The 23903-nt window shown below is 48.2% G+C and carries 13 protein-coding genes; 11 read left to right on the top strand and 2 right to left on the bottom strand.

From position 1 onward, the window contains the following. The 4 genes from araA to DS731_RS20335 all read left to right on the top strand — a co-directional run bounded on the left by araA (position 1) and on the right by DS731_RS20335 (position 5459). Positions 1 to 1500 carry an L-arabinose isomerase gene (gene araA, locus DS731_RS20350; RefSeq protein ID WP_119503540.1) on the top strand — a complete coding sequence of 500 codons (1500 nt, stop codon included), beginning with the start codon at positions 1 to 3 and terminating at the stop codon, positions 1498 to 1500. A 149-nt stretch (positions 1501 to 1649) separates the two neighbouring features. Next, positions 1650 to 2234, top strand: coding sequence for a beta-phosphoglucomutase family hydrolase (locus tag DS731_RS20345; RefSeq protein ID WP_119503032.1), 585 nt, complete (start codon positions 1650 to 1652; stop codon positions 2232 to 2234). Positions 2235 to 2324: 90 nt separating this feature from the next. Continuing rightward, entirely contained in the window at positions 2325 to 3524 is a 1200-nt protein-coding gene (locus DS731_RS20340; protein WP_119503031.1) for an aldose epimerase family protein, read from the top strand. 18 nt (positions 3525 to 3542) lie between these two features. Continuing rightward, entirely contained in the window at positions 3543 to 5459 is a 1917-nt protein-coding gene (locus DS731_RS20335) for an RICIN domain-containing protein (RefSeq protein WP_232373432.1), read from the top strand. A gap of 148 nt (positions 5460 to 5607) precedes the next feature. Here the strand turns inward: DS731_RS20335 and DS731_RS20330 are convergent, their stop codons facing one another. Both DS731_RS20330 and DS731_RS20325 read right to left on the bottom strand, forming a co-directional pair. Further along, entirely contained in the window at positions 5608 to 7146 is a 1539-nt protein-coding gene (locus DS731_RS20330; RefSeq protein WP_119503029.1) for an alpha-N-arabinofuranosidase, read from the bottom strand. 1 nt (position 7147) lies between these two features. Next, positions 7148 to 8113, bottom strand: a complete 966-nt coding sequence (locus DS731_RS20325; RefSeq protein WP_119503028.1) for a glycoside hydrolase family 43 protein — start codon at positions 8111 to 8113, stop codon at positions 7148 to 7150. A gap of 325 nt (positions 8114 to 8438) precedes the next feature. On the opposite strand from DS731_RS20325, the gene DS731_RS20320 reads away from it, so the two are divergent. From DS731_RS20320 to DS731_RS20290, 7 genes are all read left to right on the top strand, one after another. Then, complete coding sequence (locus DS731_RS20320; protein WP_119503027.1) at positions 8439 to 11873, top strand: LamG-like jellyroll fold domain-containing protein; 3435 nt, start codon at positions 8439 to 8441, stop codon at positions 11871 to 11873. Positions 11874 to 11964: 91 nt separating this feature from the next. Then, complete coding sequence (locus DS731_RS20315) at positions 11965 to 14886, top strand: TonB-dependent receptor (RefSeq protein ID WP_119503026.1); 2922 nt, start codon at positions 11965 to 11967, stop codon at positions 14884 to 14886. 578 nt (positions 14887 to 15464) lie between these two features. After that, the gene (locus DS731_RS20310; protein ID WP_119503025.1) at positions 15465 to 18263 is read left to right on the top strand and encodes a TonB-dependent receptor; all 2799 of its coding nucleotides are present in this window, start codon (positions 15465 to 15467) and stop codon (positions 18261 to 18263) included. A gap of 272 nt (positions 18264 to 18535) precedes the next feature. Beyond that, positions 18536 to 19954, top strand: a complete 1419-nt coding sequence (locus DS731_RS20305; protein ID WP_119503024.1) for an MFS transporter — start codon at positions 18536 to 18538, stop codon at positions 19952 to 19954. Next, positions 19954 to 20895 carry a glycoside hydrolase family 43 protein gene (locus DS731_RS20300; RefSeq protein ID WP_119503539.1) on the top strand — a complete coding sequence of 314 codons (942 nt, stop codon included), beginning with the start codon at positions 19954 to 19956 and terminating at the stop codon, positions 20893 to 20895. Before DS731_RS20305 ends, DS731_RS20300 begins: the two co-directional genes overlap by 1 nt. A gap of 9 nt (positions 20896 to 20904) precedes the next feature. After that, positions 20905 to 23364, top strand: coding sequence for a glycoside hydrolase family 127 protein (locus DS731_RS20295; protein ID WP_119503023.1), 2460 nt, complete (start codon positions 20905 to 20907; stop codon positions 23362 to 23364). 70 nt (positions 23365 to 23434) lie between these two features. Beyond that, the gene (locus tag DS731_RS20290; protein ID WP_119503538.1) at positions 23435 to 23872 is read left to right on the top strand and encodes an FKBP-type peptidyl-prolyl cis-trans isomerase; all 438 of its coding nucleotides are present in this window, start codon (positions 23435 to 23437) and stop codon (positions 23870 to 23872) included. Positions 23873 to 23903: the final 31 nt, after the last annotated feature.

Raw genomic sequence — 23903 nt, 5'->3', positions numbered from 1 at the left:
ATGACGACGATGACGAAAGAAGTTTGGTTTGTCACAGGTTCTCAGGACCTGTATGGCCCGAAAGTACTGGAGAATGTTGCAGCAAACAGCCAGGCCATTGTTGCCGGTTTGAATGAGAGCGGCAAGTTGCCTGTTAAAATGGTATTCAAACCAACTGTAAAGTCACCGGATGAAATTCATGCGGTGTGCCAGCAGGCAAATGCGAGTGCTGACTGCGTTGGTTTGGTTTTGTGGATGCATACGTTTTCTCCGGCCAAAATGTGGATCGCCGGTTTAAATGAATTAAGAAAGCCTTGGTTGCACTTACACACTCAGTTTAATGCCGCCCTGCCATGGGACGACATTAATATGAACTACATGAATACGCACCAGAGTGCACACGGTGACCGCGAATTTGGCTTCATCGGTACACGCATGCGTAAAGAGCGCAAGGTGGTAGTTGGACACTGGCAGCGCCCGGAAGTACAGGATCAGATTGATGATTGGTGTCGTGCGGCGCTGGGCTGGGCTGAAAGTCAGAGTCTGAAAGTTGCCCGCTTTGGTGACAACATGCGTCAGGTTGCGGTAACTGAGGGCGACAAAGTAGCAGCACAGATTCAGTTTGGCTATGAAGTGCATGCTCACGGATTAGGTGAGTTGTCTGATGTTGTTAACGCTGTATCTGATGCAGATATTGCTTCACAGTTAGATTTATATCATCAGGATTACGTGATCTCCGACGCCACGTGGAAAGAAAGCTATAACGTTGACATGCTGAAAAACGAAGCTCGTCTGGAATTAGGTATGCAGCGTTTTCTGGATGGCGGAAACTACAAAGCCTTTACTAACTGCTTTGAAAACTTGTCCGGTTTAACCGGCTTGCCGGGACTGGCGACACAGCGTCTGATGGCTAACGGATATGGCTATGGTGGCGAAGGTGACTGGAAAACCTCTGCGATGGTTCGCATTATGAAGGTAATGGGACAAGGCCGTGAAGGTGGTTGCTCGTTCATGGAAGACTATACCTATAATTTTGGCGCAAAAGATCAGGCGTTAGGTGCACACATGCTGGAGGTTTGTCCGTCAATCGCTGCAGCGAAGCCCCGCCTGGAAGTTCATCGCCACACTATTGGTGTTAAATGTGACGTTGGCCGCTTGTTATTTGAAGCCAAACAAGGGCCGGCGATCAACGTATCTCCGATTGATATGGGTAACAGGTTCCGCATTCTGATTAATGAAGTGGATACGGTTAAACAGCCTGCAGAAACGCCTCACTTGCCAGTTGCTTCAGCACTGTGGGAGCCTAAACCTAACCTGTCAGTAGCTGCTGCTGCATGGATCCATGCAGGCGGTGCGCACCATACCGCCTATAGCCAGGCTGTGACGACAGACATGATCATTGATTATGCAGAAATGGCTGGTGTGGAAACTGTGGTTATCGACGCTGACACAACGATTCGCTCGTTTAAGTCTGAATTACGCTCGAATGCTGCATACTACATGCTTAAGCAAGGCATTTAAGTAAAAGCTCCAAGGCGGCGATACTGCATTATATACCGTGCCCTGGTATGATGCTGGTGGAGCCGTCTCCCTTATCGAAACTGACGCCCTGTGCGTCAGTTTCTTTTTCCTGTGTCCGGGTCTGACAGCGTACTAACTGAGGATTTGAAATGGTGGATTTAAGTGCCTACGAAGGCATCGTGTTTGATATGGATGGCACGCTAATCGATTCGATGGGTGCTCACATGGAAGCATGGCGAATGACCTGTGAAGAGTTTGGTATTCCTTTCGATTTGCAATACATGCACGGGTTGGGCGGTGTGCCGACACGCAAAACCGTAGAGATCCTGAATGAAAAGCACGGGCTTACGCACAACCCTGATACGGTTGCTTTGTACAAACGTAACGTGTGGGAAGCTATGGATTTAATGCCGGAACTCATTGCAGAAACGGTCGATATCTTTCACCACTACCGGCCGGATATGAAGGTCGGCATTGGCACCGGCTCAGAGAGAAATCACGCGTTGCATCTGTTAGACCATCATGGTCTGTTAGATAAGTTAGACGCACTGGTTACAGCAACAGACGTGACACATGGTAAGCCGCACCCGGAGACGTTTTTGAAAGTCGCTGAGTTAATGGGTGTTGCGCCTGAGAAGTGTGTCGTTTTTGAAGACACTGAGATTGGTCTGGAAGCCGCTCAACGGGCGGGAATGGACTGTATCCTGGTCAAAGACGGCAAAGTCCGGATTTAACATTTTTTTAAACGGATTCAGAATCACCCCTTGCTTTCCTTATCTTATTTGTAATATAAAAGTATAAAATTAGTTAGGGAACTGTGTGTCATGTCTGTATCCGAATATCAACATCAAACTATTTCTTCTTTTTTTCAGGGCAGTTTTAAAACCAGCGTGAAAATGGCCGTGTTGCTCATGACCAGCCTGGTGCTCAGCCCTTCACAGGCACAGGAAGTCGACAACGTGAACAATCTACCTTCTGCTACTACAACCTGGTACGGTACGATGCCAGACAGCACGCCGGTCTATAAGGTTACTTTAAAGAACAGCAACGGCGTTGAAGCTGACGTCATCAGTTACGGCGGTACTATTACCCGTTTGGCCACACCAGATAAAAGCGGCCAGTCCGGCAATATCGTGTTGGGCTTCGACAAGCTGGAAGACTACCTGTCTGCCGGTTATTACTTTGGCGCTATCATTGGCCGCTACGGTAACCGTATTGCTGATGGAAAATTTACTCTGAATGGCACGGAATATCAGCTGGCAACCAACGATGGTGATAACCATCTGCATGGCGGCGTACAGGGTTTTGACAAGAAGGTGTGGCAGATGGCTCCCTTTGCCACAGCAAACAGTGCCGGAGTTGTACTGACGCTTATCAGTCCGGATGGCGATCAGGGTTACCCCGGGAAGTTGGACACGCAGGTGACTTACACTCTGACCAACAGCAATACGCTGGATATGGCATTCACTGCAACCACAGATAAGCCCACCATTGTGAACCTTACTCAGCATTCTTATTTTAATTTGCAGGGTAAAGGCGACATTCTCGATCACCAACTGCAAATTAACGGCGACCGGTACACGCCGGTTGACGGCGGTTTGATCCCCACCGGTGAAGTTGCATCTGTAAAGGGAACGCCGTTTGATTTCACACAGCCGAAAGCGATTGGAAAAGACATTAACGTTAAAGACAAACAGCTGGCTCTTGGTCAGGGCTTCGATCATAACTTTGTGATTAAAGACGCGCCGGGCGATGAGTTAATTGAAGCGGCAAATGTCTATGAGCCACAAACAGGTCGTACTTTAAAAGTCTACACCGTGGAACCTGCAGTACAGTTTTATTCAGGTAACTTCCTTGATGGCAGCACTCAGCAGGAAGGCATGACCCATACACTGCGTTCCGGCTTCTGCCTGGAGCCTCAGCACAACCCTGATTCACCCAATCAACCTGACTTTGCCAGCACTGTACTCAATCCGGGTGAAGTGTACTCCACGCGCATTGTTTATGAGTTTGGTACGAAGTAGAAGGGAATGAGTGACTCAATGAAATCTATGAAGTTAAGAACGCTGGCGGCGTCAATGCTGGTGGCTTTCGGTATGACTGCATGCTCATCGACGCCGGCTACGCCGACCGGTGAAACTGCAGATAAAAATGATATTCGAAAAAGTGGTACGTTCACAAATCCACTTTTCCCTAATGGTGCGGATCCGTGGTTGGAATACTGGGATGGTAATTACTACCTTACTACCACAACCTGGACGTCTGAATTAGTGATGCGCAAGTCACCGACACTTGCTGGTCTTGCCGATGCAAAGCCGGTGAATGTGTGGTCGGCTACCGAGTCTGATCGCTGCTGTAACTTTTGGGCTTTTGAGTTTCACCGTCTTAGAGGGCCAGACGGTTATCGCTGGTATATGATGTACACCGCAGGCAGAGACGGTACGCTGGACTTTCAGCATTTGAACGTGCTGGAAAGTGCCGGCGATGATCCGATGGGACCATACCAGTATAAAGGCGCGCTGATGCCCGATGTGTGGAATATCGACGGCAATTACCTTGAACATAAAGGGAAATTGTATGTGATTTATTCGCAATGGCGCGGTGATCAGCAAATGAACATCATTGCTGAACTGGAAAACCCGTGGACGCTCAAGGCTGACCAGCCTCACACTGTGCTTACCCGGCCTGAACTGGACTGGGAAATCAGCGGACGCAAGGTAACTGAAGGCGCTGAAATTCTGCAGCACGATGGTCGTACATTTATGACTTACTCTGCCAGCTTCTGTAATACCCCGGATTACAAACTGGGTATGCTTGAGCTGGTTGGTGATGATCCGATGGATGCCGCAGCATGGAAGAAATTTGATGATCCGGTATTTGTGCAGACAGATAAAGTGTTCGGTCCCGGCCACAATGGCTTTTTCACCTCTCCGGATGGCGGGGAAGACTGGCTGGTTTATCACGGTAATGATTCCGTTGAGCATGGTTGCTCAGCAACCCGCTCTTTGCGGGCGCAAAAATTTGAATGGCAAAAGGACGGATTACCGGATTTCGGTGAGCCGTTAACCCCAGGAGTCGTTGTGCCTCCTCCTTCAGGAGAAAACGGTCCGTTAGTAACAAGAGTACAGGGACAGCGCTATCAGTTAGTTAATGCAACGAGCGATTTATGTCTGGATATTTCTTCCGATCCGCAAGATAACCGGGCGGTGCAGCGTCAGTGTGCAGCAACTAACGGACAGTGGATCCTGGATGCTACTTCTGACGGTTTCGTGCGCCTTGCTAACCGTGAAGACAGTAAATTCCTTGAAGTGGCGAACTGCAGTATCAGTGAGAATGCCCGGGTGCAGTCAGCTGCGTGGCGGAATAACTTCTGTCAGGAGTTTAAAGTAGAGAGTGGTATCGACGGCAATGTAACATTGACGAACCGCTACTCTGGTAAGCCTCTTGCGGTGGCGGGATGTTCTGCTTCAGAAAATCAGGCGGTACTTCAACAAAATGAAGACAGCGCCTGTTCACAATGGCAACTCCGGCCCACCGGTGACGTGGTGATCCTGAGTGAGCAAAGCGGTAAAGCGTTGTCTGTGCACAATGATGCGCTGTCGGATGGTGCGAATGTAGAGCAGCGGGGCTTCAATAAAACACCTGCGCAATTCTGGCAGTTTGTGCCCACAGATACCGGCTACGTTAGTTTAAAAACGGCAGGTAACGATGCGCTGTGCATTGGTACAGATGACAATGCCGTCGTTCCCGGTGCGAATTTGTCTATGGTGAGTTGCGGTGAGCCCACTGCACAGTGGCGTATCAGCCCTGCAGATGGCGGCGGTGTGATGTTATTCAACCGCTACACCAAACAAGCCATGGGTGTAAGTGACTGCGGGTTAGCTGACGGAACTAATATAGCCCAGCAACCTGATTTAGGCACAAAGTGTCAGGTGTTTCATTTGCGGGAGCCGCAATAACGCCTTAGACGCATTGTCGCAGGTTTTTTGTTGAAGAGAAGGTATCCGGTTGTAGGGCAGTGCCTTCTCTTTTTTTATGGCCGTACAGGAGCAAAAAACGGGCTGGTGAATACACACCAGCCCGTTTTTATTTAGTTGTGCTGTCTCATCAGTTTAACGTCAGTACAACCACCGATTTCGCCGGAAGCACCAACTTATCAGCACTCGCTTTAAAGGGCTTAGGCTCTAAGTTATGTTGATCGTCAAAAGTGTTTTTTGCGGTAATGTTACCGGCGGTGAGAATACTGCCGGACAAGGTTTTGTTTACCTTGCCATCAATGTTCAGGTCAATGTCGGCATCTTCTGTCGGGTCCATATTAACTAAGGCCAGATACATATGGCCATCCGTGCCCATTGCCAGTGAACCTGTCACAGCCGGTAAATCTTCCCCGTTCATTGAATAGCGCGATGTATCCAGTTTGAAAGGAATGGACGTGGCGTCCTGAAACACTGTGTACATACTATAAACATGATAGGTAGGCGTTTTCACCATCTTTGCGCCATCCGTTAGGATCATCGCTTGTAATACATTCACCATCTGCGCGATATTCGTCATATGAACACGTCTGGCGTATTCGTGGAACAGGTTCAGGTTTACCGCGGTGACCACTGCATCACGAAGGGTATTTTGCTGATACAGGAAACCGGGCTCCCGTCCTTCTTCAGCGTCGTACCACGTACCCCATTCATCCACATAAAAGCCCAGCTTACCGTCAGGATCATTCTTATCCATGATGTCGATATTATTCTTCAGGTAAGTTTCCATCCGATAAGTACGCTCCATGGTTTTGAACCACATGGCGTTATCAAACTCGGTAGCATGTCCTTTTTTCTGCCAGTCGCTGGTGGGAAGGGTGTAGAAATGGTAACTGATACCATCCATATTACGGTCTATGTTTGCACTCAGAACGTCCGTCCATTCCGTATTATCAGTGTCACCACCGCTACCCACCAGGAGAGGCCTCTTGCCCTTAGGGGTTTTGATGAATGTGGCGTACTGACGATACAGATTTACATAGTAATCAGGGTCCATGTGACCACCACAACCCCATGATTCATTGCCAATGCCGAAGTATTTAATGTCCCAGGGTTCTTCGCGTCCGTTAGCGCGTCGCTCATTGGCCAGGGTTGAGTTTTTATCAGACGTCATGTATTCAACCCATTCCGCCATTTCCTGCACGGTACCACTACCCAGATTCCCATTAATGTAGACATCTGCACCAATGAGCTCTGCTAAATCGAAGAATTCGTGAGTACCCACAGCATTGGTTTCTTCAACGCCACCCCAGTGCGTGTTAACTTTTACCGGGCGTTCATCTTTGGGGCCAATCCCTTCGCGCCAATGGTATTCATCGGCGAAACAGCCACCCGGCCAGCGGATCAGCGGTACTTTAATGTCTTTCAGGGCCCCGACAACATCATTCCGGAACCCTTTTGTGTTTGGGATTTCCGAGTCTTCACCGACCCATAATCCTTCATAAATACCGTGGCCGAGATGCTCGGCAAACTGGCCGTAAATATCCTTATTAATGACAGCACCACGGTCTTGCAGGTTCGCGCTGATTGTTACTTCATGATTGGCAGCAAATGCGTTGCCCGTCAATATCGACGCAGTTAACAGTGAAATTTTCAGTAGATTACGTTGCATATTAATCTTCCCTGGCTGGTTGAGTAACACCTTCTGTTGTCATAATGACCCGCTGCAGCGAGCCGTCTTTATTGTAGTGAAGCGGCTCCACTGCAACTGAGCGGCGGAACCGGCCGCCACTTGGCTTATCGCCTTTTGGTGGCAGAGCACCGGTGTGATAAATGAAGTAATCCCGGCCCTTAAATTCGATAATAGACTGGTGATTCGTCTCGGTATTGCCCGCCACTTCATTCAAAATGCCCTTATACTCCCACGGGCCGTGAATACTTTTACTCATCGCATAGCAAATCTTTTCCGGAAACTCGCAAGCGTAGGAGAAGTAGTAGTTATCGCCTTTTTTATGAACCCAGGACGCTTCTGTATAGTCGGGGACATCGATAACTTTTATCTCGCCATCCAGTTCCAGCAAGTTGTCTGATAATTTGACGTATTTCGGTACCAGATTTCCGAAGAACATGTAGGTATCACCGTTTTCTTCAACATAAATTGCCGGGTCAATGTCATCCCAGTCATTCGGGGTCTGTCTGGTCATATCATCTGTGACAAGGGCATGGCCAATGGCGTCTTTAAAAGGACCTGTCGGAGAGTCTGATACCGCTACCCCAATGGCAAAGCCGGGTTTGTCGTCTTTGTGACGGACGGTGGTGAAAAAGTAAAATTTGCCATCCTTTTCAATCATATGTGACGCCCAGGCATCGCCTTTCGCCCAGCTGAAATCAGTGGCTTTCATAATGGGACCATGTGACTTCCAGTTCACCATATCGGTGGAAGAAAACGCCAGCCAGTCGTGCATTTCGAAAAAGACATCGTTGTTGGGCGCCTCATCGTGGCCGGTGTAAAGGTATACCGTACCATCATGCACCATGGCCGCCGGATCGGCAGTGAACACATCGGTAATGATCGGATTCTGTGCGAATACTTGTCCACTAAGAAGCAGAGCCGCAGACGATAACAATACGCTTTTCATGTAAATTCCTTGTTGTGACCTGAATTCACCATACCAAATTTTTAACAATATCGGGCGTGGCGATTATTTACGTATAACATGTTGATATTAAGTTGATATTTTTTAGTTTTCCTCAAAGCTGACCGTCTAGAACAGCTATTAGTTATTAGGATAGATGTAAAAAAACTGTTTAATAGTATTGTAATATTAATGTAGAAGATGTAAATATTTTAAAAATACTATTGTATTACTTTATTGCGATGTTGGTCACTTTACTTTGCCATTCGTCGTATGACAACGCTCTTCATCGTAAAGGGCACAATAATAATCCTGAGGGAAAACGAGAATGAAACCTAGATCGGCGCTCATTGTGAGCAGCATCCTCTGTGTCACAGGGTGTGGCGGTTCAGGGGAAGACAGCACTCCCCCCGAAACCATCACGGTTGTTGAAAACCAGACGCTGGCCAATCCTGAGGCTGCTATTACTGATAGCAGTGCATATATGGATATTGGCGTACATGACCCGTCTGTTGTGAAGGCAGATGGTACTTACTACATATTCGGTTCACATCTGGCGGCCGCGAAAACAACAGATCTTCAGACGTGGGAATATATCTCGTCATTAAGCGCCAATAATATGGTGGATGAATCTCCGTTATTTAACACTTATTCCACGGAGTTTGCGGAAGGTATCGCGTGGACCGATGATTTTACCGGCAGTTGGGCATCTGATGTTATACAAGCCCCTGATGGTAAGTTCTGGTTTTATTATAATCACTGTGCACAGGATAATCCTGACACACCCGAACGTGACGAAGTTTGCTGGCACCGCTCATATCTGGGTCTGGCAACATCCGACTCTGTAGAGGGTCCTTACGTTGATAAAGGTGTTTTCCTCAGATCGGGCTATCGTGATGAAGCCGAACTGGCCGCCTACCCCGTAGACGGCGTGGAAACCTATAATCCGGCTGTACATCCCAATGCAATAGACCCTGCAGCGTTTTACGATAAAGACGGCAATCTGTGGATGGTATACGGCTCTTACTCCGGCGGTATTTTTGTACTGGCGATGGATGAGCAAACAGGTATGCCGGAAGCCGGGCAAGGTTACGGTAAACACCTTGTGGGCGGCAACTACAACGCCATTGAAGGTGCGTTTGTCATCTACAGCCCTGACAGCGATTATTACTATTTGTTCTGGTCAAACGCCGGATTTGCAGCCGGTGACGGCTATAACATCCGTGTTGCCCGCTCAAGAACGCCGGACGGCCCTTACCTGGATGCTGCAGGTAATGACATGACCGGTGCGACTGTTGCAAACAATTACGGTAATAAACTCCTTGGCAGTCATCTGTGGTCATCGGCCTTCGGGGAAACCTCAAGTCAGTACGGTTACAACGCGCCGGGCCATAATTCAGCCTTATATGATGAAGAGCTGGATAAATATTTGCTCTTCACCCATACCCGTTTTCCTGATGAAGAAGGTCGCTACGACAATCCGGAAGCGCATGCCGTGCGGGTGCATGAGATGTGGATTAACAACGATGGCTGGTTAGTCGTTTCGCCACATCGCTACGCGCCGGTTGACGGAGAGAATGTCACTGATGCAGAGGATGTTACAGGAGATTACCGTCTTATTCTGCAAAGCAACGACAGCAATGGCGACGAACACGAATCTGTTTACGTTACCTTAAATTCGCAGGGGCGCAGTATTCAGGGGCAGCTGACCGGTACATATAAACTATACAGTGACGACCCGTCGCGGATCCGCCTTACCATCGATGATGACACGGTTTATGAAGGTGTCGCCAAATGGCAGTGGAACGTGGAAGACGCCCGTTTTGAAGTAGTCATCTCTGCATTAAGCGGTGCCGGTGAGAGTCTGTTGGCGGCGAAACTGCCTGAACGGTCCGTCGCTGATGTGGTTGATGATATCAGCAACGCCATTGATGTTGCATTTGCTAATCCGGCAAACCCTGATGCCATGCTGGAGGTGAAAAACGACCTGTCTTTGCAAAGCACTGGTGCACGGGGAGCTGTTATCTCCTGGGAGTCCAGCCACCCGCAATTTATATCTGCTTCAGGTGCAGTCACCCGGCCTAACGTGGATGAGGGCGATCAGGTCGTTACGCTTACAGCCAACGTTGACATCAACGGACAAATGCTGTCTGTAACAAAAGACGTCAAAGTAATTGCCCGTTCTACGTACAACCGCACGGCATGGTACTCCTTTGAAGACAGCCTGGAAGACTCACTGATGAATTATGACGATGCGCAGTCTGTTACGGACGTCAATTCGTTCACCAGTGCCAGTGCTGTATTCTCGGATGGTGCACAGGGTCGCGCCGTTAACCTGGACGGTTCTTACGGCATATTATTGCCGGACAACCTCATTGACAGTTATCAGTACACTGTCTCTTTCTGGCTGAATACCGCACAAACGCAGTTCTTTAGCCCTGCCTTTTTCGCGGCAAATCAAACCGATCGCTGGATCAGCTTCCTGCCTGTCAGCTGGAATGCAGAGCTTATGGTCTGGGCTAACTACGTGGATGATGAAGGGGCTGTCAGCTGGTTTGACGGACTCTCAGGCGTTGCCTTCCCGCTTAATGAATGGCATCACGTGGCATTCTCGGTAGAGCAGGGCTTCGTCAGCATTTTCTATGATGGCACGCTGGTGGGAACAGCGTCGTCTGTCAGGGATATTTTTACTGTACGACCTGAAGGCGCAATCATCACCCTTGGTCTTAACTACTGGGATGTACCGCTGAATGCTCAATATGATGAATTGAAAATTTATGACGAAGCATTGTCTGCAGCCGAAATTTCAGCGCTGGATGTTGAGCAGTTACCAGCAGAAGCACTGGTAAATATTGCTCAGGCAGATTTGGATCTTGGCAATCTGGACTTCGTTATTACCGATATTGCACTGCCACATACCGGACCGTTTGCTTCGGCGTTGAATTGGGAATCAAGTAACTCTGCGGTTATCGATCCTGCTACCGGAAAAGTTACCCGTCCGGCCCGTGGTGAAGCGGATGCAGAAGTGACCCTGACTGCCACAATTTCTCTGGCTGGCCAGTCGGTGTCGAAGTCTTTTGTTGCCAATGTTATTTCAAACACCCCGCCTGAGGCCATTGCACGCTTTAGTTTCGAGGAAAACCTCGAAGACGCGCAAGGTAACTTTGCTGCCGGCGAAGAAGCCACTAAAACTGCTGACACGCCCCTTATCGTTCCGGCAGATACGTCGCTGACTTATCAGGCTGGTGTAGCCGGTATGGCAGCGGAGTTCAAAGGTGATCAGGGACCGGGCGTCAAGTTACCGGATGGCCTTATTTCAGATTACAGCTATGCAGTATCAATGTGGCTGAACCCTGCCTCGTTGAATCAGTTTACGACTACGTTCTTTGGCTATGCCGCGTCGAACAGCTGGATCAGTTTGGTCCCGTTTGGTCCGGGCTCCGGCGACACCATGGTGTGGTCAGGCGAGCAATGGTTTGACGGCACTTTAAATGCGCAAATACCTACCGGTAGCTGGACGCATATCGTTTTTGTAGTCAATGAAGGCACCTTCTACGGATACATCAACGGTGAACTGGTCAGCACGTTGGAAAACTTCCCTGATGTATTTACTGCATCCGGAGCAAATTCGGGCTTCTCGCTGGCTACGAATCTCTTCCCCTGGGATGCAAACTTTTCGGGCTTAATGGACGAGCTGGTGATCTACGACGACCCGCTGTCTGCTGACGATGTACAGGCGCTGTTTGCAGAAGGCAGCAACTAAGAAACGGGTGAGGCCGGGAGGATGTCTCCCGGTCAAAGGACAACAAAATAAGACCCGAGAAATAGGGTCACAGAGAATCCGGGAGAAAACCATGTTTAAACCCACAATATTAAGCACGGCCGTGGCTGCGTCTTTAATGACGCTCACCCACGCTGCCATTGCACAACAAAATGAACAAACAGAAAACAGTGAAGAGGATATTGTAGAAGTCATTCAGGTCTCCGGCATTCGCGGATCACTGGCAAAAAGTCTGGATATTAAGCGGGAAAAAATTGAAGTCGTCGATTCAATCGTTGCCGAAGATATCGGTAAGTTTCCTGACAACAACGTGATAGAGGCGTTACAGCGTGTGCCCGGTGTACAGGTAACTAACCGCGACCGGGGTGAAGTAGGGACGTTGTCAATTCGCGGCTTAACCGATATCACTACCACCGTAAACGGGCGGCAAATGTACATCTCCACCGGCCGTTTTTATACCATGGCCGATACACCGGCATCGCTGATTAACCGGGTTGATGTGTACAAAGCACGCTCGGCTGACAAAGTGCCGAGCGGTATTGCCGGTCAGGTTGATGTGATTACCAACCGTCCCTTCAATTTCGAAGGAAGTAAGTTCGCCTTTGCCGGCCGCGGAATATACTCTGATCAGGAAGGCACCGTTGACCCTAATCTGAGTGTGATGCTCAGCAACAACTGGGATACAGATTACGGTAAGTTCGGTGCGCTGGTGAATATAGCTTATGCGCGCACAAACTGGCGTGACCAGGGGATTACCGCTGGTGCTGTGTTTCCGTATTTTACTGCAAGTCCGGAAGGCGAGGGGCTTGACCGGTTTGGCAATAGTGGTGAGTTCCCTGCCTACGAGCGGATCAATTCGGCCTATTGGGATCCGGGCCTTGAAAACGGCTTACCGTTTGCCAGTGGTTCTACCCTGAATACCAACGGCTATGAAAATGACTATATCTTGTCCAGAGATGCTATTTTTGCGTCCGATCTATCCGGTAAGCGGGAACGGCCTGCGCTGAATTTATCGTTTCAGTGGGCACCGGACGATTACTCCAGTTACGTGTTTGAGGTGTTTTACAACGGCTACCGTGAACGGGTAAGAAACAGTCTGTTTTTTGCCTACCCCGACTCTGCTTACAACATAGACTTCAATGACGATATTGTATTTTATGAAGGTACAAACATCGTGAAAGAGCGCACTGTCTATGATGGCGATCCCCGCTATGGTGTATGGGAGACCGATTTCAACAGTACAGACGTTGATGAGCGCCAGACAGACACCCTGATGTTTGCTTTAGGTGGCGAATGGTCTCTTACTGACGACTTTACTTTATCGGCAGAGATTGTGTCGCAAAAGAGTGTGTTCACTTCCGACTTCTTCGCGGTTCGCCTGCTGCACGACTACTATGCAATGACTGCCGACTTTAATACCGGAGAAGGCATTGCCGGCTTAACGTTCCATGATAATCCTGCGACCGGCGATATTGACGAATCCAATTTGTACGACCCGCGTTTATATTCGATGGGACCAGCATGGGACAACGGCTCCCGTGATGAAGGTACGTCAAATGCGTTGTATCTCGATGCAAACTGGCTGACAGATTTTGCCGGCGTCATGGAGGTTGATTTTGGCTTGCTGTACGAAAAACGGGAATTAAGTAACGAAAGTCGCGCAGCGAATGTGGTCGTGAATCAATACGATATTCCGATGACAGACATGCCTGATGAATTCCTCGACAGAACTGAAAATTTCTTTGATGGCCGGGCTGAATTTCCTGACGGCTGGTTAATCGGAAATGTCGACTACATGGTTGATAACCTTGGTTACTTCAGACAACTTTACGGTTTTACTGACGAAAGCGGCCAGCCGGTGGATGATTACCTTACCGGCGGCGCGTCACTGATCTTACGGCCTACATTTGAAGCTGACGAAACCACATTAGATTTATACGTACAGGCAAAGTATGAATACGATGTGCCCGGCGGTTTTCTGGATGGTGCAGTCGGTGTGCGCTATACCGATGCCAGCACACCATACAGCTTTGTTCGCGTAGACACGGTTAACCAGATTGTGGAGCAGGACAGCGGCGAAAACGAAAGCAGTGAAGTGCTTCCCACGTTCCTTGCCCGCTATAATTTTTGGGATGACTACATGCTGCGTTTCTCTTACACAGAAACCATGCGTCGTCCGGACTTCGGTTCACTTAACCCTTATACCACGTACACCAAAGGCGTGACGTCTGTCGGAACGGGAACAGCTTCATCAGGCAACCCGGCACTTGCGCCGGTAATCTCAACAAACCTGGATATCTCTCTGGAATACTACTTCGGCGAGGGTAACGCAATTTATGCCACCTGGTTTAAACGGGATATCGACGGCCTTGTAGTAAATTCCCGCTCTGAAGTGTATTACGACTATCCGGACGACACTGATGAAAATGGTGAAGATATTGGTGAGTTGCTGCATATACTTACCCAACCGGCTAACTCAGCGAACGGCAGCCTGGAGGGTATTGAACTTGGTCTGGTCTATTTCCCCGATGATCTGCCCGCATGGCTTCAGGGGGCCGGTGTTCAGGCTAGCTACACAACATTAGATTCGTCTCAGGATTTGCCGGTTTTCGATCCTGAAGATCCGACTAACCCTGACCCTGTCGGCTACGAAACAGTAGAAATGTTTGGCGTCTCTGATGAATCATTGAGTGTTGTTCTGGCTTATGAAAGGGAAAAATTCAGTACTCGTTTGTCTTACGTATGGCGCGATGCCTTCCGTTACGACAACGAAGCGGCCATCTTTGCAAACCCGTTGGCGCGGTACCGTGCTCCGGAACAAAGCTTAGATTTCCAACTTTCGTACAATGTGAATGACAACCTGGTGCTGACGTTTGATGCCACCAATCTTACTGACGAAGTTTTTCAGGCATATTATCAATATCCTGATATTTATAATTTCTCCAGCGGGATCTACAGCCGCACTTATGCGCTGGGTGTGAGGTATCAACTGTAACACCGGATTTAATTCACGTTTTATTTTAGCCCGGTCAGACCGGGCTTTTTTATTGTGTAACTTTATTACGGTTTGAGTGCGGGGATTTTTTCCCTGTGCATATTGTGGCAACCACAATATGGATAGATGCCCTTGAAAAGAACGCGTTTTAATCAATTAATATACTATTGTAGTATTTATTTGTGATTTTAATGCAGAAATACGCTAAAGGCCCGGACTTGAGAGCTGCTTAATTTTTGAAACTAAGCTACAAGTCAAGCTTTATATTCTACGGTTTCTTGAGAAAGATCATCTCTATCCGGCTGAATTAAGGCAAAAATTCTTCATAATCCAACCAGAATACCGCCAGGGAAACTGAATTGACCCCGCCTTTACCTGCTTGTTTATAATTCGTTAAATTAATCCTGTTGACAGAGAATATGTCATACAATATTATCAAAGCAGGGTAACAAATCTTTAACAGGGAAAATGGTCTGGCAGAACTGCTACCCGACGTGCTGATTGCCTCAGCAATGTGCCTGTTTTTTTCGGGTATTGCAGACCATTTTAGCGACATCTCAACCGGAGTACTTATCTAAATGTTTAACCGAACACACCTTGCCAGTGCTGTTTTATTTGCACTGTCATGCAATGCTGCAATTGCGCAGACAGCACCGTCCGATACATCAAATGACGCTGGTAACCAATCTGATGACATTGAAGTAATTGAAGTGTCGGGTGTTCGGGCCAGTTTAAGTAAAGCGATTAATATTAAAAGAAATAATGTTCAAATCGTCGATGCCATTGTAGCTGAAGATATTGGTAAGTTTCCGGATAACAACGTAGTTGAAGCATTACAGCGTGTAACGGGTGTTCAGGTTACCGACCGTGGCGCCGGTGAAGTTAATACGGTTACGATACGTGGCCTGAACGATGTCACAACGACTGTAAATGGCCGGAACGTCTTTACAGCTTCAGGCAGGATGGTTGCTCTTGCTGATATTCCGGCCGCTTTACTACGCAATGTCAGTGTTTATAAAACACGTTCAGCATCACAAATCGGTAGCGGCATTGCCGGCCAGATTGATGTAGAAACACAAAGACCGTTTAATTTTGACGATAAAACATTTGTATTTGCCGGACGCGCTGTTCATCAGGAGCAAGCCGATAAAACTGACCCGCAAATCAGCATGTTGGCATCTGATCGCTGGGACCTGGGTGACAATGGCGAGTTTGGTGCGTTGTTAAATGTAGCCTACACCCGCACTAATTTCAGGGATCAAAGCATTACAGCCGGCGCCATGGTGCCTTTTACATCCTCTTCACCTTCTGGCGCGATGTTAGGCGGCGCTGAGTATGGTCCGCTACAACGTATTTTTCCGGCGGAATGTTCACCTGAATGCTGGTCTCCCGGACTGGATGCCGGTCTGTCTTTTGCACCTGGTTCAACACTGAATCTGAACGGTACTGACGCTGAATATTACTTGAGCAGAGATGCGATATTTGCTTCGGATTTTACCGGAAAGCGTGAACGTCCGGCCGTTAATCTCTCCCTGCAGTGGGCGCCTGACAGTGATTCCACCTACACGTTTGAAGCGTTTTACAACGGTTATGAACAGGAATCCTTTAACTCGCTATTTTTCCAGTTTGTAGACTGGTGGGGTAACGTAGATCCGAATGATCCTGTTACACTCATCGATGGCACGAACATCATCCAGTCCAGATATGTGAATGAAGCGTATAACTTTACCTCTGGCGACGTGTCAAAAGCGAAGACAGACACTTATCTGTTCGCTTTGGGCGGGGATTGGCAAATTACCGATTTTCTTAGCCTTAAATCCGAGATCTACTATCAGACATCCGAGTATACAACGGAATTCTTTGCGCTTCGGGGGACAACGACGCAGCCCCGCGTGTTCATGAATGTGAATGACGGCAGTGGCATCCCTTCACTTGAATACCCTGAAACAGACCCTGCAGATGCATCTCTTTATTCTGTAGGTGAGGCTTATGACAATGCATCGGCTTCAGAGGGTGATGCGATAACCTGGACAGTAGACGGTGAATATTTCCTTGAGAATGACATATTCACGAAAGTGAGTTTCGGAAGCTTTATAGATCGCAGGACTGCTAAAGAAGGGGCTTATGATTATGTGGGGTCTGCTGTAGGCGGCTTGCTCACTGATTATGATGAGAACCTGCAGTACACAAACAGTAACTTCTTTGATGGCAATGCCAACTTTCCTTCATCATGGGTTGCTGCAAATGGTTATTATGCATTCAATAACCGTGAGCAATACCGTGAATTAGCCGGACTGCCGGCAAACCCCGAAATTTTCTATAACTTCGATATTGAGGAAACAACCATTTCTCTTTACGGGCAGATGGATTTCAATACTGAAGTTGCCGGACGTGTTTTAGACGGACAATTTGGTCTCCGTTATGAAATGAACGATGCAGACATGACCTTCTTTACTGAAGATGCCAGTCTTCCTCCTCAGAGCTTCGCAGAGCGAAGTGATAATACACTCTTGCCCAGCTTGGTACTGCGTTATGAGCTGGCTGAGGATTTGATGTTACGCGCAGCGTACACCGAAACAATACGCCGGCCGGAAATGTCGCAGCTTAATTCTTATGTCAGATACTTTCCGGATGTAACTGACATTGGTTACGGTACAGCGACAGGTGGCAACCCGAATCTTAAGCCTGTCGAATCTACTAATATCGACTTTTCACTAGAGTGGTATTTTGCACCGGAAAGCTCTCTGTATGCGACATACTTCACACGTGACATCGAAGGTTTTGTTTACGATTCTGTCGTTGCGCAGGACTATCAGGGACCAACAGATGATGAACCTTACACCTATATCGTCAGCCTGCCGGATAATACGTCAAATGGTAAACTGGATGGTTGGGAATTCGGCGCAATATACTTCCCTGATTATTTGCCGGGACTGTTAGACGGTCTGGGTATTCAGGCGAGCTATACCTTGCTTGATTCCAGCCAGGATATTCCCATTTTTGATCGTGAAACCGGTGAGCTTAACGGGTACAGCAACCAACCAATCTTTGGCGTATCGGACAGTTCATATTCAGGTGTGCTTGTCTACGACAATAATGAGTTAAGCATGAGACTGTCATACGTATGGCGCGATGACTTCCTGAATAATTACGAAGCCCGTTTGTTTGCCAACCCTCTGGGAGTGTATCGCAAACCTGAACGTTCCATGGATTTTCAGCTGACATATAACGTCACAGAGAACCTGACGCTGACGTTTGATGCGACGAATTTAACCGAAGAGATTTACCAGAGTTACTACCAGTATCCTGATACACACAATTTCGAAAGTTCTCTGTACAGTCGTACATTCGCTCTTGGTGCACGCTTTAAGATCTAGTGCAGCTTTCCCGGTTTAATGAAGCGGCCGAAAAGGTCGCTTTTAAATCACCAGGGATTCAGGTATCCGCTACAGAATGTAATTGAACTGTTAATCCACAAAAGTTAACTGTATCTTCAGGAAGGGATGAATTGAGACTCAATCATCCCTTCTTTTTATTACGATCCCTTTTTAAATCATCTGAATCTATGTCGAATAAAGGTTGTAGTTTAATTGGTATGATAATAGTATATTTGTTGCGTTAACATTTGGTTTGCAAACCGGAAACCCCAATGACTTCTCAGAAATTATCTAAAATCGAAAAAATCGGTTTCGGTGCCGGGGACATGGCCGTGAATGTGGTCATTTCCTCCATGATGCTCATCATCACCTTTTTCTACACCGATATTTATGGCTTAAAGCCTTCAGATATGGCGCTGATGTTCCTGCTCGTGCGTTTTCTCGATGCAGTCAGTGACCCGCTCATGGGCACTATCACCGATAAATACACCAGCCGGTGGGGCCGTTACCGCCCTTACTTTTTGTTCCTGTCCGTGCCGTTTGGAATATCCGTTTTTCTAACCTTCAGTACGCCGGATGTAGACTACAACGCCAAGCTTGTGTGGGCGTATTCAACCTATATCTTCGTCACCTTGATGTTTACTGCTGTCACCATCCCGTATATCTCATTAATTGGTGTAATGACGGCGGATCCGAAGGAAAAACTGTCAGCCAATGGCTACCGGTTGTTCTTTGCGAAAATAGCGGCGTTCATGGTCACGATTATTGTACCGAAGCTGGCTGGTGCGGACTACTGGGACGGTAACCTTGCAGAGGGCTATCGTGTTGCCATGGGGCTCATGGCGGTTCTCGCTGTGTTTATGTTTCTATTCTGCTTCTTCACCACTAACGAACGTCTCGAACACCGGGTAGACGAAAAGCCCTTTAAAGAACAGTTCGGGTTGCTGATGAAGAACGATCAGTGGCTCATCCTTTGTGGCGTGTGTGTATTAGGCACTATCGGGTATGTTGTGCGCGGGTCGGTTGCTATTTTCTACGCCAAATACTATCTGGGCGGTGGCGCGGATATGCAGGCGAACTTTATGGCAACGGGTGTGGTAGCGGCTATCCTCGCGATGGTGGCTTCAACCTGGATCACCAAGCGTTACTGTAAGGTAAAACTGTTCCGTTTCAGCCAGATGGCGGTAGGTGTACTCAGTGCCATTATGTTTTTTACCGTAGGTCAGGGCGATGTACTGGCGGCATTCATTCTTTATTTCTTAATTTCATTTGTGGTTGATCTTCACGCACCTATTTTCTGGTCAGCTATCGCAGAGGCCGTGGATTACGGACAAAGCAAGTCCGGAAAGCGTGTCGCAGGCTTGTCTTTTGGTGGTATTTCGTTTTGTCAGAAAGCCGGAATGGGTTTCGCTGGCGCCATGGTGGGCTGGTTATTAGCGTATTTCGATTATGCACCTGAACAAGTACAAAGTGACTTCACGCTAACCGGTCTGGCACTGATGCTTACTGTGATCCCTGGCGTCTTTCATTTTCTCGTGGGCTGGTTGATGAACCGCTACCGTATTACTGATGCTGAATATCAGCGCCTGGCCGCTACCCTCGATGCAGAAGTGAAAGCGCCGGGAGAAAATCACACCACGGAAGAAACCACGTTATCCAGTCAAAACATGACCAGAGGAGTACAGTCATGATGAATTCTAACACGCCGCTCATTCCTCAGCGTGCAGACCCTTTTATTTATAAGCACACCGACGGCTATTATTACTTCACTGCATCAGTGCCATCTTATGAAGGTATTGAGCTTCGTCGCGCTAAAACGCTGGATGAGCTTGCCACTGCAGAAACGCGCATGGTGTGGACAAAGCCGGATACCGGCCCTTATTCTGATTTAATCTGGGCACCGGAAATTCATTTCAACGATGGCGCCTGGTACGTTTATTTTGCCGCTGCACCAAGCCGTGAAATCAAAGACGATCTCTTTCAGCACCGTATGTATGCAATAACGTGCGCAGACGCCAATGCGGTAGAAGGCGAGTGGTCATTCTGCGGGCAAATCGATACCGGTATCGACACGTTTTGTTTAGATGCGACGACGTTTTATCACAACGATCAGTTGTATTACCTCTGGGCACAAAAAGGTCCGGGAATTAAAGGTAACTCGAACCTATACATTGCTCCCATGTCTTCACCGACCACTATCAGTGGCGAGCCCGTTATGCTGACTAAACCTGAGCTGGATTGGGAAATCAGAGGGTTTTGGGTAAACGAAGGGCCTGCTGTGTTGAAGAAGAATGGCAAAATTTTTGTGACTTATTCTGCCAGCGCTACCGATGAAAACTATTGTATGGGTTTGATTTACGCAGACGAGAACGCCGATCTGATGAATCCGGAGAGCTGGACAAAGTTGCAGGAGCCGGTATTTCAGACCGATGAATCCGTGACCATGTTCGGGCCCGGCCACAACAGTTTTACCCGGTCTGAAGACGGTGACGATGTGTTGGTTTATCACTGCCGGCAGTACACGGAAATCGAAGGCGACCCGTTATGGAATCCGGATCGTCATACCTTTGTTAAGCTCGTCAAATGGGATGATAACGGCATGCCTGATTTTGGTAAACCAGGTCAGCCGTAAAGTGACACTATGGCAAAAACAACTCCTGTCTTTTGGCGCACCTTGCTGTGCGCCGCAATTTCTGCAGCCCTGCTGAGCGGTTGTGGTAAGCCGTCACAGACAACGTCTGCGCAAAAAGAAGCGACTGAAACGGCGCCCGCCACCGTCATTCATGAGGTTAGTAAGCAGCAGCTCGACTTCCCGTTAGCACAGGTTCAGGTGACTGACGGGCCATTCCTCCATGCCCAGCAAACTAATGTTAAATACATCATGGCAATGGACCCTGACCGGCTGTTGGCACCGTACCTGAAAGAAGCTGGCCTAAAGCCAAAAGCTGAGAATTATGGTAACTGGGAAAATACCGGGCTGGATGGTCACATTGGCGGGCACTATCTGTCTGCGCTGAGTCTGGCGTGGGCAGCAACCGGCTCGTCTGAGATTAAAGATCGCCTTGATTATATGTTAAATGAGCTGGCCCGGGCGCAGAAAGCCACGGGTGGTTACTTAGGCGGAATACCAGATGGCAAAGCCATGTGGGATGAAATCCGCAACGGTGAGATTAAAGCCGATCTTTTTAGCCTGAATGACCGCTGGGTGCCTCTGTACAACATTGATAAAATTTTTCATGGCTTGCGCGATGCTTATCAGGTTGGAGGCAGTGAGCAAGCCAAAAACATGCTGCTGGCGTTAGGCGAATGGATGTTGTCTGTGACAGACTCGTTATCTGATGAACAGATCCAACAAATGTTGTATTCAGAACACGGCGGACTGAACGAAGTGTTCGCCGATATGGCGCTGATAAGCCAGGATCCGCGCTACTTAAAATTAGCTAAACAGTTTTCGCACCAACGTATCCTCACTCCGCTTGAGCAGAAAACCGATCAACTGACCGGTCTGCACGCCAATACGCAAATCCCCAAAGTGATTGGTTTTTTAAAGGTGGCTGAAGTTTCAGACAATAAAGCATGGGAAGATGCCGCTGATTTCTTTTGGGCAACCGTTTCAAAAGAGCGCAGCGTCACAATTGGCGGCAACAGTGTTCGTGAGCATTTTCACGATAAAGAAGATTTCACCCCCATGGTCGAAGATGTTGAGGGGCCTGAAACCTGTAACACTTACAACATGATGAAGCTAAGTAAAATGCTGTATTTGCGTACGGGTGAAACCCGGTATCTGGCATTTTATGAACGGGCGATGTACAACCATATTCTGTCTTCACAGCACCCTGATCATGGCGGATTAGTATATTTCACGCCTATGCGCCCCGGACACTACCGGATGTATTCATCCGTTCAGGATTCTATGTGGTGCTGTGTAGGATCGGGTATCGAAAATCACAGCAAGTATGGCGAGTTAGCCTATACCCATAAAAACGACGCATTGTGGATTAACTTATTCCTGCCTTCACAATTGAACTGGCAGGAACAAGGCTGGACCATCACTCAACAAACGCAGTTTCCCGATGACAACAACGTTACCGTGACACTGAATGCCGGCAGCGATGCAAAGCCCTTCACGTTAAATATACGCAAGCCCGGCTGGTTAACAGACAACATGGCGGTAAAAGTGAATGGCGAAGCCGTTGATGTGGCTGAGAATGCAGGGTTTATTACCCTTACCGGCCCCTGGAAAGATGGCGATGTCATCAGCTTTTCACTACCGGCGGAACCTTACGTTGAACAGTTGCCGGACGGACAGGATTATTATTCAATCTTGTATGGCCCTGTTGTCTTAGCCACAAAGGTGCAGGCATTTGCCAACGAGAAGCTTAATTTTGTTGCTGACGACAGCCGCATGGGGCATATCGCGTCTGGCCAGGTGTGTCCTCCTGAAGCACTACCGGTAATGTTGGGTGATCCCGATACGTTTTTGGCCGGCTTGAAACGTGTGCAGGATGCACCGTTATCATTCGTAGCCTCAGAAAATATCGCTGTCGCTAATAAACCCGATTTAGACAGTGTCACCCTGATTCCATTTTTCCGTTTGCATGACAGTCGCTACGAAGTGTATATGCCTCAGTTGAGTGAGGCGGGATTCTCCGCCTTCGTGGAAAATGCCAAAGCACAGGCTGCTGAGAAAGAAGCGCTAAGGGAGATGACGGTTGATACTATCAACCCCGGAGAACAGCAGCCGGAGGTTGAGCATAACTTCCGCGGTGAGCAAACCCGTGCCGGCGTAAACAACGGCAATCACTGGCGGGATGCTACAGGCTGGTTTAGCTATGAACTAAAAAATCCGGAAAAGAGAGCGAAGACCTTAAGGCTGACTTACTTCAAAGGGGATCAGAACCGGCGTTTTCGCATTTTGATCAACGGTGAGACGCTGGCAACAGTCAATTTACCTGTGCATGCTTCAGAGGAAGATTTGTATCAGGTTGACTATCCATTGCCCGAGTCTTTGCAGAACGCAGAAGTGCTCACCCTGAAATTTGAAGCTGAGCAAGACTCAGTAGCCGGTGGCCTTTACGGTATCCGTTTAATTTCAGAGTGATTTGCACTACGCTACAACGCCGTACCTGAATGCATCAGGTGCGGCGTTTTTTATTTTACAGACAGAAGCTATGGCAAAACATAAGCAAAAGAAACAATCAAAGGGCTCGGCAGGGCAAAACAGAAATCTGACAGCAGCATTCCTTGAGCGTTATGCAGCCAGAGATGACGTTATTGAAACGGGGTCAGGATTAATGTACCGCGTTATCGACGACACAAACGAGGCATGCCCTGATCTGATCCACGTGGTAAAAGTACATCAGCGCATTCTGCTGGCGGACGGCAGTGTCGTGGATGATACATACAAGAAAGGGCCACCTGAGAATTTCCACCTGTTTGAAGCCATTGAAGGATTGAAAGAAGCGTTTCAATTGTTACCGAAGGGTGCGCGATATGAGTTTGTTATCCCCCCTGAACTGGCGTGGGGAAAGAAAGGGAACAGCGGAAAAATTGGCCCTAATGCCGTGATGATCGTCGATGTACGGTTAATTGATTTTGATACTGAGTAAGCGCCCTCATCAGCAGAAAAGACGAGGGCGG

It is taken from the genome of Alteromonas sp. RKMC-009 (assembly GCF_003584565.2).
GTDB lineage: Bacteria > Pseudomonadota > Gammaproteobacteria > Enterobacterales > Alteromonadaceae > Alteromonas.
This window is presented reverse-complemented; position numbering and strand designations above follow the sequence as displayed.

Excerpts from the sequence above, each read along its gene's own strand:
- DS731_RS20290 (WP_119503538.1), top strand. The coding sequence starts at position 23,435 with ATGGCAAAACATAAGCAAAAGAAACAATCAAAGGGCTCGGCAGGGCAA.
- DS731_RS20345 (WP_119503032.1), top strand. The coding sequence starts at position 1,650 with ATGGTGGATTTAAGTGCCTACGAAGGCATCGTGTTTGATATGGATGGC.
- DS731_RS20310 (WP_119503025.1), top strand. The coding sequence starts at position 15,465 with ATGTTTAACCGAACACACCTTGCCAGTGCTGTTTTATTTGCACTGTCA.
- araA (WP_119503540.1), top strand. The coding sequence starts at position 1 with ATGACGACGATGACGAAAGAAGTTTGGTTTGTCACAGGTTCTCAGGAC.
- DS731_RS20330 (WP_119503029.1), bottom strand. The coding sequence starts at position 7,146 with ATGCAACGTAATCTACTGAAAATTTCACTGTTAACTGCGTCGATATTG.
- DS731_RS20305 (WP_119503024.1), top strand. The coding sequence starts at position 18,536 with ATGACTTCTCAGAAATTATCTAAAATCGAAAAAATCGGTTTCGGTGCC.
- DS731_RS20295 (WP_119503023.1), top strand. The coding sequence starts at position 20,905 with ATGGCAAAAACAACTCCTGTCTTTTGGCGCACCTTGCTGTGCGCCGCA.
- DS731_RS20320 (WP_119503027.1), top strand. The coding sequence starts at position 8,439 with ATGAAACCTAGATCGGCGCTCATTGTGAGCAGCATCCTCTGTGTCACA.
- DS731_RS20315 (WP_119503026.1), top strand. The coding sequence starts at position 11,965 with ATGTTTAAACCCACAATATTAAGCACGGCCGTGGCTGCGTCTTTAATG.
- DS731_RS20335 (WP_232373432.1), top strand. The coding sequence starts at position 3,543 with ATGAAATCTATGAAGTTAAGAACGCTGGCGGCGTCAATGCTGGTGGCT.
- DS731_RS20300 (WP_119503539.1), top strand. The coding sequence starts at position 19,954 with ATGAATTCTAACACGCCGCTCATTCCTCAGCGTGCAGACCCTTTTATT.
- DS731_RS20325 (WP_119503028.1), bottom strand. The coding sequence starts at position 8,113 with ATGAAAAGCGTATTGTTATCGTCTGCGGCTCTGCTTCTTAGTGGACAA.
- DS731_RS20340 (WP_119503031.1), top strand. The coding sequence starts at position 2,325 with ATGTCTGTATCCGAATATCAACATCAAACTATTTCTTCTTTTTTTCAG.